12 protein-coding genes are annotated in these 12,073 nt (G+C 37.8%); 4 read left to right on the top strand and 8 right to left on the bottom strand.

Annotated features, from left to right (window positions below; translation table 11 throughout):
- Positions 1 to 307 precede the first annotated feature (307 nt).
- The 4 genes from OOZ15_RS15595 to aroC all read right to left on the bottom strand — a co-directional run bounded on the left by OOZ15_RS15595 (position 308) and on the right by aroC (position 4,034).
- The gene (locus OOZ15_RS15595) at positions 308 to 697 is read right to left on the bottom strand and encodes a response regulator (protein WP_265957366.1); all 390 of its coding nucleotides are present in this window, start codon (positions 695 to 697) and stop codon (positions 308 to 310) included.
- Positions 687 to 1,097: a hypothetical protein gene (locus OOZ15_RS15590; protein WP_265957365.1), complete on the bottom strand. Its 411-nt coding sequence runs from the start codon at positions 1,095 to 1,097 to the stop codon at positions 687 to 689. The genes OOZ15_RS15595 and OOZ15_RS15590 overlap by 11 nt, the downstream gene beginning before the upstream one ends.
- A 350-nt stretch (positions 1,098 to 1,447) precedes the next feature.
- Entirely contained in the window at positions 1,448 to 2,884 is a 1,437-nt protein-coding gene (locus OOZ15_RS15585) for a dicarboxylate/amino acid:cation symporter (RefSeq protein WP_265957364.1), read from the bottom strand.
- 85 nt (positions 2,885 to 2,969) lie between these two features.
- Positions 2,970 to 4,034, bottom strand: coding sequence for a chorismate synthase (aroC, locus tag OOZ15_RS15580; RefSeq protein ID WP_265957363.1), 1,065 nt, complete (start codon positions 4,032 to 4,034; stop codon positions 2,970 to 2,972).
- A 190-nt stretch (positions 4,035 to 4,224) separates the two neighbouring features.
- Here aroC and OOZ15_RS15575 point away from each other — a divergent pair, with 190 nt between their 5' ends.
- Positions 4,225 to 5,055 carry a UDP-2,3-diacylglucosamine diphosphatase gene (locus OOZ15_RS15575; RefSeq protein WP_265957362.1) on the top strand — a complete coding sequence of 277 codons (831 nt, stop codon included), beginning with the start codon at positions 4,225 to 4,227 and terminating at the stop codon, positions 5,053 to 5,055.
- 262 nt (positions 5,056 to 5,317) lie between these two features.
- On the opposite strand, the gene OOZ15_RS15570 is transcribed toward OOZ15_RS15575, so the two are convergent.
- The 4 genes from OOZ15_RS15570 to OOZ15_RS15555 all read right to left on the bottom strand — a co-directional run bounded on the left by OOZ15_RS15570 (position 5,318) and on the right by OOZ15_RS15555 (position 9,547).
- On the bottom strand, positions 5,318 to 6,160 hold the full coding sequence (locus tag OOZ15_RS15570) for a dienelactone hydrolase family protein (protein ID WP_265957361.1): 843 nt from the start codon (positions 6,158 to 6,160) through the stop codon (positions 5,318 to 5,320).
- Between the two features lie 96 nt (positions 6,161 to 6,256).
- On the bottom strand, positions 6,257 to 6,943 hold the full coding sequence (locus OOZ15_RS15565) for a YiaD family glycine zipper/OmpA-like lipoprotein (protein ID WP_265957360.1): 687 nt from the start codon (positions 6,941 to 6,943) through the stop codon (positions 6,257 to 6,259).
- A gap of 15 nt (positions 6,944 to 6,958) precedes the next feature.
- Positions 6,959 to 7,450 (bottom strand): lipocalin-like domain-containing protein, encoded by a 492-nt coding sequence (locus OOZ15_RS15560; protein ID WP_265957359.1) that lies wholly within the window; start codon positions 7,448 to 7,450, stop codon positions 6,959 to 6,961.
- A gap of 105 nt (positions 7,451 to 7,555) precedes the next feature.
- Complete coding sequence (locus OOZ15_RS15555) at positions 7,556 to 9,547, bottom strand: alpha-ketoacid dehydrogenase subunit alpha/beta (RefSeq protein WP_416337325.1); 1,992 nt, start codon at positions 9,545 to 9,547, stop codon at positions 7,556 to 7,558.
- A gap of 146 nt (positions 9,548 to 9,693) precedes the next feature.
- Here OOZ15_RS15555 and OOZ15_RS15550 point away from each other — a divergent pair, with 146 nt between their 5' ends.
- The 3 genes from OOZ15_RS15550 (at position 9,694) to OOZ15_RS15540 (ending at position 12,072) form a co-directional block, all read left to right on the top strand.
- Positions 9,694 to 10,644 carry an isopenicillin N synthase family dioxygenase gene (locus OOZ15_RS15550; protein ID WP_265957357.1) on the top strand — a complete coding sequence of 317 codons (951 nt, stop codon included), beginning with the start codon at positions 9,694 to 9,696 and terminating at the stop codon, positions 10,642 to 10,644.
- A 3-nt stretch (positions 10,645 to 10,647) separates the two neighbouring features.
- The gene (locus OOZ15_RS15545; RefSeq protein ID WP_265957356.1) at positions 10,648 to 10,974 is read left to right on the top strand and encodes a translation initiation factor; all 327 of its coding nucleotides are present in this window, start codon (positions 10,648 to 10,650) and stop codon (positions 10,972 to 10,974) included.
- A 171-nt stretch (positions 10,975 to 11,145) separates the two neighbouring features.
- Positions 11,146 to 12,072 carry a DUF1835 domain-containing protein gene (locus tag OOZ15_RS15540; RefSeq protein WP_265957355.1) on the top strand — a complete coding sequence of 309 codons (927 nt, stop codon included), beginning with the start codon at positions 11,146 to 11,148 and terminating at the stop codon, positions 12,070 to 12,072.
- The last annotated feature ends 1 nt before the right edge of the window (position 12,073 follow it).

The following is a 12,073-nucleotide window of genomic DNA, read 5'->3' as shown; positions in this document are numbered from 1 at the left end:
ACGAATTTAGGTTTCAAAATCATAAAATTTAACACTTAATATACAGATTATTAGAGTAGTGGGTTTTTGATAAAGGAGAGATAACATCAAAAAAAATCTTCCAGATGATAACCTGGAAGATTGTTTAAGTAGGATTCAGGTAAGACTTGAAGCAAAGATTTTAACAATTCTTAGAATTGTGAAAAATACTATTGTTTCAATTCATCCACTAAAGTAGATGAATAAAGTTTAATTTTAAACTTTTTGTTGTCAAATACATTTTTTTGTATGTGAAACAGCTTTTATAGTATATTAAGTATGAAAAAGACTATAAAATTTTGGTCTCTTTATTAAGGAAAGAAGTGACTACATCAACTAAATGTTCCGTTTGAACAGGTTTCATTAAGTGATACTTTATATTCAAGTCACTGTTTTTTAATAAACTAGCTCTTTTTTGGGAAGACGTAATAATAATCAGAGGAATATTTGAGAATACTTTTTCTTCTTTTAAATATTTGATCAAGTTAGCTCCTTTTGTTCCTCCTATAGAAAGACTGCATATGATCAAATCCGGATGTTTTGTTTTTAAATATTCCTTAACTTCAGCATCATTATCGTATTGGTCTACATGATATCCGCCCTTCCTCAAGCGAAAAGCTATCAAAGAAGCCGCCATTCTATCTTCTTCAGCTAATAAAATATTTTTTTTACTTCGCATCGAGCATTGCTATTTGTTCTTCCAACTCTTGAACAACACAGTTGTATTCTGTTTTGGAATCAGCAATCAATTTTTCTATGTTTTTTATAGTGTCTACATGCTGACATTCATTTTGAATCATATCGACATAATCCAAAAGCGAACAAGCTTGAATCAGTTCAAGTCCGTTTTTAATCTTATGGGCTGCTCTTGAAATTGAAAATCGATCCTTGGCCTTTAAAAAAACTGCTGTGGCGTTGTAAAATTCCTTCATATTTTCCTTCAATAAAGAAAACATTTCATTTACATACACTTGATCTCCCATACAGTCGTTTACCAATCTCGATATATCTGCCCGTTTTTTAATTCGTTTTTCTCTATTCACCAGTAAACTATTATTCATCATTACATTATCATCCATTTTTTATTTTACTATCCAACAACCGTAGGTTTTTGGGGGAAGGCCGTTGTAATAGTAAATTGTGTCTATGCTTATGGATTGATTTTGGTTTCTTGTTTATGAAACAACTTTTATTATATCTTATTCACGACAAACTTATTTTTAAATTTTCGGAAATAAAATTTTTTGTTGTGTATGGCAGGATTTTGTATGTGAACTGAAGCTAGCGTGTTGAACAATTTTAACACTCCTATAATACTTCGTTAACCATATCTTTTTCCTGAAAATATTTCGAAGTGCTATAACCATAAAAAAAGCGATATGAAATAACCACATCGCTTGACAAAATCATAATTGAAAAGTAAACTCGTTTAAACTTTCACCACCTTTTTTTCTTCACCATTATAATGGAGTAAGCCTTCACTTTTGGCTATTACAGAACATACGGTGGCATCACCGGTAACATTTACTACTGTTCGCAACATATCCAAAATACGGTCTACGGGAAGAATAATCCCGATCCATGCTGGATTTAAGCCTACGGACTGTAATACAATAATAAGCATCACCAAGCCTGCACTGGGCACTGCTGCTGTCCCTATAGAGGCCAATGTAGCTGTTACCACAATGGTGAGTTGTTGTCCAATAGTCAGGTCGATCATATGTAACTGAGCAACAAAAACAACAGCTATTGCTTGATACAAACAGGTACCGTCCATATTTACTGTTGCACCGATGGGAAGTACAAAACTGGTTATCTTTTTATCTACGCCCAGGTTATCTTCAACACACTCCATGGTTACAGGCAATGTAGCCACACTGCTCGATGTTGAAAACGCTAAGGTTTGTGCAGGGCTCATCGCTTTGAAAAATCCGAAGTAAGAAATCACCTTGATGAGAAGTTTTATGATCAAAGGGTAAATCAAAAAGATCATCAATAATAAACCTATGGCTACCGTTAGAGAGTACCAGCTCAACCCTTTAAATATTTCGATAACCTTACCGATATCATCGCCCGCCATTTGGCTCACTATCCCTGCTAAGAGGGCAAATACAAAAAATGGAGAAGCTTTCATGATCAGATCGACCATTTTCAAGAAAACTTCCATTGTTCCATCGACAAATGACATGACCGGTTTTGCTTTTTCCTTGGGAATGAACAACAGACAAACCCCAAAGAACAGTGCAAAGAAAATTACTTGTAACATTAAGCCATTGTCTGAAAGTGATACAAAAATGTTGCTTGGGACAAAATCCACCAAAGGTTGTAGCGGACCGGCTTCTTTGGCTTCGCTGGCGGTTGTAACTTTTTCCTCAACTGCAGCAGCACTTTCTAAATCAGCTTTGGAAAGTTCAGAAATACGCTCTGCCCTTTCCATGAATTCCGGATCTTGCAGATAGTTGATACCATCTTTGATCTCCAAACCTTCTGAAGCAGCCCAGAGTTCATAATTAATTCTGTTATCAATCCTACTTTCCTCATCGATCAATTTGCCGGGATTTATGGTATTGACCAACAACAAACCTACAGCAACAGCCAAAACGGTAGTGGTGAGGTATGCCAAAAGGGTCTTCCCTCCCATTCTACCCAAACTCGATGGGTCTCCGATATTGGCTACTCCACTTATGATACAGAAAAGCACCAAAGGCACCGCTATAAGTTTAAGTAAGTTGATAAAGATCGTACCAAAAGGGGCTATCCAATCCACTGTAAATTCGCTCCATCCCCATGTGCCGGATAGGACCGCCCAGATAATCCCTAAAATTAAACCTATAATAATCTGCCAATGTAATGCTAGTTTTTTCACAAGTATCGTATTAGATTAATAAATTACCTCGGGATGATCCCGTCCCGATAATTATCGGGATAAAATCTCCCTTAGTGAGTAATCGTTAATATTTTACACTTTTGTTTATCAATGTATAATCTGCCAATACCAAAGCCGCCATAGCTTCAACAATGGGTACAGCTCTTGGCACCACACAAGGATCATGTCGTCCTTTTCCTTGCATCTCCACTTCTTCCCCATCTTTGTTGATAGTCTTTTGGTTTTGCATAATCGTAGCCACAGGCTTGAAGGCTACCCTGAAATAGATATCCATTCCGTTACTAATTCCTCCTTGAATCCCACCGGAATAATTGGTTTTTGTGGTTCCGTCTTCATTAAAAAGGTCGTTGTGTTCACTTCCTTTCATCGCGGCTCCTTCAAATCCACTTCCATATTCAAAACCTTTTACAGCATTGATCGAAAGCATTGCTTTACCTAATTCGGCATGCAATTTATCAAACACCGGCTCACCCAAACCAATAGGCACGTTTTTAATGACGCAAGTCACCACACCCCCTACGGTATCTCCTTCTTTTCTTATCTGTTTGATGTGTTTTTCCATCTCCGAAGCCATGTCGGCATCGGGACAACGCACGATATTTGTTTCGGCATTGCTCAGGTCTAATTCTGAATAGTGTTTTGTTAAATGAAGATTTCCTACGGAAGACACATAGGCATTGACGGTCATTGCTCCCAGCATTTGCTTGGCAATGGCTCCTGCCACTACCCTGCAAGCAGTTTCCCTGGCAGAACTTCGTCCGCCACCGCGATAATCCCTGAATCCGTATTTCTTATCATACACATAATCGGCATGGGACGGACGGTAATTTTCTTTTATATGGGAATAGTCATGTGATTTCTGATTGGTGTTCTCTATAACAAAACCAATGGGAGTTCCTGTGGTTTTCCCTTCAAAGATCCCGGAAAGAAAACGCACTTCGTCGGGTTCTTTACGTTGGGTTACAATAGCGGACTGTCCTGGCTTACGCCTGTCGAGATCTAATTGGACTTTATTCAAATCTATTGGGATACCCGCCGGGCATCCGTCTATAATTCCGCCTAAAGCCTCACCGTGAGACTCACCGAAAGTTGTTAATTTGAAGAGGGTTCCGAAGGAATTTCCTGCCATAAAATTTTGGTTTTGACAAATGTAAATTTTAAAAAAGAGAAACAAAAATTAATTCTGCGTAATCATAAATTAATATTTAACCTTAAAAAACGATCTTTCTTAACAATCACATCATAAATAATTAATTGTCAAATAATACGATACAACAAATAGTTTTATTTCTTAGCCCTAATAAACCAAATCGATAGGATTGAGAAAAAGAAAACTAGAAGTTGTCGTTATTTCAGATGTACACTTGGGCACCTTTGGTTGCCATGCCGGGGAACTTCTCTCTTATTTAAACAGTGTTTCTCCCAAAAAATTGATCCTGAACGGCGATATTATTGACATTTGGCAATTCAGAAAACGATATTTCCCTAAAAATCATTTACAGGTCATTAAAAAGATCATCGACCTTTCTACCAAAGGAACTGAGGTTTTCTATATTACGGGAAATCACGATGAAATGCTTCGGAAATTCAGTGATGTAAGCATGGGGAACATCCATATTTTGGATAAACTCACCATGAAACTCGACGGAAAGAAGACATGGATTTTCCATGGCGATGTTTTTGATGCTTCCATACAACACACCAAATGGATTGCAAAACTGGGTGGATGGGGCTATGATTTCTTGATCCTTCTGAACCGGTTCATCAATTGGTTTTTGGTAAGAATGGGACGAGAGAAATATTCCCTTTCCAAAAAAATCAAAGACAGCGTAAAAAAAGCAGTGAAATATATTGCTGACTTTGAAAAAGTGGCAGCAGACTTGGCTATCGAAAACGGGTATAAGTATGTGATATGCGGACATATACATCAGCCACAAATGCTTCGAAAAGTGAATAAGAACGGGACATGCCTGTATTTAAACTCCGGTGACTGGATAGAAAATCTTACTGCTTTGGAATATCACGACAAACGATGGGAACTGTACCATTTTAATGACGATAAACTGAGTCCGTTCTATTCTGACGAGGATTTAAAAACGATGAATTATAAAGAGCTTCTTGCCGCCATCACCGTTACCGGAAAAAAATAGAATAGCTTCTTTCTAACCTTTCTAACTCATCCAATAAAATAAGGGCTATCTTAAAAAGTAAAAGGTTCTTAAGTGTCAGTTCGAGCATTATCAAGGTTCAAAATATATTTTGAATTGAAGATACCAAGCGAAGCTTATCGAGATCTAAATATTTTTTAGAATCAATAGGTTTCGATGGCTACACCATGTGCTTTCAATAAAATATATTTTTTTCAAGCAATGCTCAACCTGACAAAATTTAATTCCCACTCAACTGGTGATTTTAAAAAACTTCATTAAGTAATTTTTGAAGTTCTGCCCATGATTTTTCATCAGCATCTTGATTGTATGCCAAAGGAAGGTCAAATTTTTTCCCTAGAGAATCAGCTGCTTTACTGGTGAAAGCATGAACAGCATCTTCGTATGCTATATACTCATAATCCGCTCCTACACTGTCCATCGCTTTTGTGTAATTGATAATTGATTCTTCAGAAACAAAAGGATCGGCAGCGCCGTTGCACACCAAAATTTTGGCTTTGATGTCTTTTGTAGGCATTACCGGTAGCTGAACACCGCTGTGAAAAGCTGCCACAGCGTCAAGATCGACACCCATATCGGCCATCGTCAGTACAACACTACCTCCAAAACAATAGCCTATGGCTGCAATTTTATCCGGGTCTACGTGTGGGTTATTTTTTAATGCTTCCAAGGCCGCGTCAAATCGGGCTTTGGCGACATCAATATTTTTCATTACCATTCCTGAGAATTTTCCTGCATCATCAGGATGTTGTGCCATTTTACCATCCCCATACATATCCACTGCCAAGGCTACATACCCCAGTTCTGCCAACATATCGGCACGTTCTCGGCTATATTCGTTGTGTCCCCACCATTCATGTACAACCAATACACCTGGTCTTTTTTCTTTTAAATTACTGTTGTATGCCACATATCCCTTCATACTTGTGGAATCTGTTTCATATACCAGTTCTTTACCTTCTACGCTAACTTCCTCCACCATTGTTTCAGTTTCAGGAGTTGGTTTTTCTCTTTTGTCTTGTTTACAGCTAATGATAAATGCCACAGCAAAGATCATAGCCACATACATTAATCTGTTGTTTTTCATTTTGTAGGTTGATTATGTGGTTGTTATTAAATAAGTTTATTGTATAAAAAACAAAAAGCCCGATACATAGACCGGGCTTTCAATTTACAATTGAAATTATTGTGTTTTTGCTTCTTGAATCATTTCTTGACTGGCAACAATACCAAGCTCAACACGTCGATTCTTCGAGCGACCTACCTCTGTAGAGTTATCATACTTCGGCTGTACCTCTCCATACCATTTGGTTGTTAACCTCGATGAAGCAACTCCTTGAGATATTAAATAATCCCTTACTGATTTCGCTCTCTTCTCAGACAGACTCATATTGTAAGCATCAGCTCCTGAACTATCCGTATGTCCTTCTAACAACACATTAGTATCGTTATATTCATTAAACACCTCTGCCATTTTGCTAAGTGTCGATTTTCCTTCAGCAGAAATCTCAGCAGAATTCAATGCAAACTGCACACCGTTGTTCTCATCAAAGGTCACATTGATCCCTTCACCAATTCTAGTCACTTCAGCTCCAGGGATTGCCTCTTCAATGGCTTCCGCATTTCTGTCCATTTTATTACCAATTCTGTTTCCTACAACACCCCCCACAGCAGCACCGATAATAGCACCTACCACAGAGTTGTTCTTATCACCGACATTATTACCGATAACGCCTCCTATCACAGCTCCTGAACCAGCTCCAATAGCAGTTCCTCTCTGGGTGTTATTCGAATTCTTTATTGCTTCACAACTTGCGAGTAATGTTAGTGACATTAATACTACGCCACCTTTAATTAATATTTTTTTCATAATGTTGATTTAAAATTAAAGTGAAATTCTGTTAAATTCATATACTACGGTTACCTTCTTTCCTTCAACATTGGCATCTGAACTGATTACCATTTGTTGTTCAGACAACGTATTGATGTTAAATACATATCCGTAACCTCCTCCTATATCATTTTTCTTTTCGTCTATGAATTTAAACTGAAAACGATTAGGATTGCCATTGGGATCGTCTTGCACAGACCATCTTATGTTACGTTGTCCCGAAGCACATTCCCCGGGAGACAGGATATTGTAGTACCCTGTACTATTATTGGAACGGAAAAACCATTCACTACCTTTAAAACATTTAGCAGATACGTCGTTAAAAAGAACGGAACTGAAATAACCCTCGTTATTTTGATAACTAATATTAGAGAGTTGCCATGTACCGTTTAGGGTTTTTCTTGAACTTCTGTTTTCCTTGCTCAATCCGCAGGAGAACAGAACAAAAGATGCCATAAGCATCATAATAAACGACTTTTTTTTCATTTTAACTTGTTTTTATGTATTGATATATAAACTAAAATACTAAAAACACCATTCATTTTAAGTATTTCAATTGTTAAATTAACAAAAAATTAATTGAGAAAAAAATTAATAGTCCAATAAATCCAAAAGCTCTTTTTCCAAACGCGATTTTGCCATAAACTCTTCTTCAAGGTTTTTAGCAAACGGAATAGGTGTGTCCAAGCCAGCTACCCTTTTGACAGGGGCGTCCAGGTATTCAAAACAATTTTCAACGATCATCGCTGAAATATCACTGGAAATCCCTCCAAACATAGTGTCCTCTTGTAACACCAATACTTTTCCTATTTTTCTTACAGATTTGAAGATCGTTTCCGTATCCAACGGAGAAAGTGTCCTCAAATCAATCAATTCAACAGACAGTTCCGGATTATCCTCAATTACGTCCAATGCCCAATGAACGCCGGCACCGTAGGTGATAATTACAACATCCGTACCATTCTTCAAAACAGAGGCTTTCCCAAAGGGAATATTAAAGTATTCCTGAGGCACTTCTTCTGAAATACTTCTGTACAAGGCTTTGTGTTCAAAAAACAAAACCGGGTTCGGATCTTCTATCGCAGTTGCCAACAAGCCCTTTGCATCTGCGGGAAAAGCTGGATACACCACTTTCAAGCCGGGAGTTTTGGTAAACCAGGCTTCGTTGGTCTGTGAGTGAAAAGGTCCGGCTCCCACGCCTCCACCACAGGGCATCCTGATCACTACATCGGCGTTTTGTCCCCATCTGTAATGTGTTTTTGCTAAATAATTAACTATCGGATTGAATCCCGATGAGACAAAGTCGGCAAACTGCATCTCCACCACCGCTTTCATTTTGTTTATAGACAGCCCCATCGCCGTTGAAACAATGGCTGATTCGCAAATGGGTGTATTTCGCACTCGTTCTTTTCCAAATTGATCTACAAAACCTTCGGTGACTTTAAACACACCTCCGTATTCGGCTATATCCTGCCCCATAATAACAAGGTTATCATTCCTTTCCATAGATTGCCTCAAACCTAAGGAAACAGCATCAACAAAACGTAGTTTAATTAAGTTTACTGATTTTTTAATTTCTTTATAATCAAATGTTTGAAAAACATCATTTAATTCATTGCTTACATTTGAATCAATATTGTTCTCTGTAAAAGAAATCTGCAAATTTCTGTCAATTTCTGCTTTAATTTCAACTCGAAACGTTTCATCGTTTTCTTCTGTGAGAATAGCTTCATCTGATAAAAAATGAAAGTAATTTGTCAGAGGATCTTTTTCTTCCCATTCGGCCATTAATTCATCAGGAACATATTTTGTCCCGCTTGCTTCTTCATGGCCACGCATCCTGAAGGTTTTGAATTCCAAGAGCACCGGACGCGGGCGCTCCCGAATCTCTATCGCCAAGCGACGAACGGTATTATAGACTTCAAGTACGTTATTTCCTTCTATCACATGCGATTCCATTCCGTAACCCACACCTTTCTCTGCTATATCTTTACATTTAAATTGTTCGTTTACGGGTGTGGAGAGTCCATATCCGTTGTTTTCAATACAGAACAACACCGGTAAGTTCCACACAGCTGCAACGTTAAGGGCTTCGTGAAAATCTCCTTCACTAGTACCCCCTTCCCCACTGAACACTGCTGTTACTTTCTTTTTCCCTTGAAGCAGGTTTGCTAAGGCAATCCCATCGGCTACCCCCAATTGTGGTCCCAAATGGGAGATCATCCCCACTATGTTGTACTCGTTGGATCCAAAATGAAAGCTCCGGTCCCGACCTTTGGTAAATCCGCTCGCCTTTCCCTGCCACTGACAAAACAATCGATATAACGGGATTCCCCTCGTGGTAAAAACACCCAGATTGCGGTGCATCGGTAGTATGTACTCATCATCTTCAAGCGCTGTGGTTACCCCAACTGATATGGCCTCCTGACCAATTCCGCTAAACCACTTTGATATTTTTCCTTGTCGCAACAAGACCAGCATCTTTTCCTCGATCATTCTTGATTTTAGCATGTTCTTATAGAGTGAAATAAGAGTGTCATTGCTTATAAAACGGTTGTCGTAAACAAAAGGAGATATACGCATCGATTCAGATATGAAATATCGGTTTTCACCAAAATTAATAAATTTTAAAGCAGTAACGCTAAATCATTTTTTTTGAAAAACGAAAATACGGAATCGCGCAATAAATCGTTACATTTGTAGATATACCTATAATTATATCAGATAAAATGAATAAAGTACCCAGTGTTGACCTAAGAGATTTTTTATCAGACGACCCTGCTCGCAAACAAAAATTTATAAGCGAAATAGGCAAAGCTTATGAAGAAATTGGCTTTGTGGCACTAAAAGGACATTTTTTGTCAGATGACCTTATTGAAAACCTGTATAGCGAAATCAAAAAATTCTTCAATCTTCCTGAAGATGTAAAAAATAAATATGAAATTGAAGGTATTGGCGGGCAACGCGGATATACTTCCTTCGGAAAAGAACACGCCAAAGGAAGAAAAGAAGGGGATTTAAAGGAATTTTGGCATTTCGGACAATATGTTGAAGACGATCCTAAACTGAAAAAGGAATATCCCGACAATGTAGAAGTAGAAGAACTCCCAAAATTCAACGAAGTAGGAAAGGAAACCTACAAAATGCTTGAAAAGACTGCTAAATATGTCTTAAGGGCCTTAGCCTTACATTTAGGCTTAGATGAAATCTACTTTGACAAATACATCAAAAACGGAAATTCCATTTTAAGACCCATCCACTACCCTCCTATCATGGAAGAGCCCAAAAATGCAGTAAGGGCAGCAGCTCATGGTGACATTAACCTTATTACGTTGCTGATGGGCGCACAAGGAAGAGGATTGCAAGTACAAAACCATGATAGCGAATGGATCGACGCGATTGCAGAACCCGACGAGTTGATGATCAATGTGGGTGATATGCTTTCAAGACACACCAATAACAAGTTGAAATCTACCATTCATCAGGTGATCAATCCACCTAAAGAACTTTGGGGGACTTCTCGCTACTCCATTCCCTTCTTTATGCACCCGATAAGTGATATGCCTTTGAATGTTCTGGAAAATTGTGTCGATGAGGATCATCCAAAGTTGTATGAGGATATTACTTCAGGGGAATTCCTACACGAACGTTTAATCGAACTCGGACTAATAAAAGAATAGAAAATGGACTTACAAGATCAGCTAAAAAATCTATTTCCTGATCACGAATTTAAAGAAGAAACTCCCCAAGAGAACAAGGACGCTATTTGGATGCAAGACGAACCTCTTTTGTGTAAATATGAAAAAAGAAAAGGAAAACCCATCACTATTATAGATGGGTATACCGGCGCAAAAGAAGATTTTAAATCTTTGGCAAAAGAACTGAAAACCAAACTCAGTGTTGGTGGCTCCTTTAAAGATGATAAAATTATTATCCAGGGGGATTATCGCGACAAAATCATGCAAATACTTCAGGATAAAGGATTTAAGGTAAAAAGAGTTGGGGGATGAATAATCAACTGCTCTGGGGCAAGCTTCAAACGAATTTACCTTAGTTCGTTTCAACACAGAGCATCTGGGAATAATAAAATCCACTTAACAGGATTTAACACGTTTTGCTATTGGATTTTATTTCATAATTTATACATTTACCAACCAGATCTTACAAAATTATTTGATTAAATGGCTAAAACACTTCATATTACAAACGGTGACAGTTTTACTTCTGTACTGAAAAAACTGGATATTGCAGGTGATATTATAACTTGGCGTGAAATGCTATGCGAAGGAAAAACGATCAACGAAGTTGGAAGTGAATCCTTTTGGCGTCAGCGCTACGAATACCTACACAGTGCATATAAAGTGACTAAAGATACTTTTATAAACTTCACCCTAAAAGAATACCGAAATTTATGTAACCAAAAATCACAACAAGAGATTGTTCTTTGGTTTGAAGATGATCTTTTTTGTCAGGTGAATATGATTGCAATGCTAAGCTGGTTGAAAAAAAACCGTAGCGATGCCGACATTTATTTAGTTCATTCAGAAAAGGAAAGCGAGCAATTGTATAGCCTTTCCGAACTGAACAAAAAACAAATCAAAAAAATATACGATAATCGCATTCTCCTTTCCAAAGACGATATTGAGTTTGGTGATTATATTTGGCAATTGTATTGTGAAAACAACCCTATCCGCCTTCAAAATGACATAAAACAAAACAACAGTCAGTTATCATCACTGACTCTTGCCATGGAAACCCATCTTCATCGTTTTCCAACCGTAAAGAACGGTTTGAACGAATTGGAAAATAAAATGTTGAACCTTTCATTAACACAAAGACCAACTTCTAAAAAGGGGCTGGTCAACGAAATGTTGGAAGATCAGGCACACTTTGGATTTGGTGATATGCAATATTTTAAGATGGCTACCATGCTAAGACCACTGTTTAGGTCTTTTAAGCCGGTTAAACTTACCAAAACCGGGGTCAACGTGGCTAAAAAAATCGAAAACTACTATCCGATCATAAGAAATGACAAAGAATATTTGGGGGGAACACCTAAGTATTCTTTTTTGTTTATGGAAGATTCTGCACAATTGTTAAAGTTGTAGC

Origin of the sequence: Galbibacter kalidii (genome assembly GCF_026241135.1) — a bacterium.
Taxonomy (GTDB): domain Bacteria; phylum Bacteroidota; class Bacteroidia; order Flavobacteriales; family Flavobacteriaceae; genus Galbibacter.
Note: the sequence above shows the minus strand (reverse complement) of the source record. Positions and strands in the feature narration are given on the sequence as shown.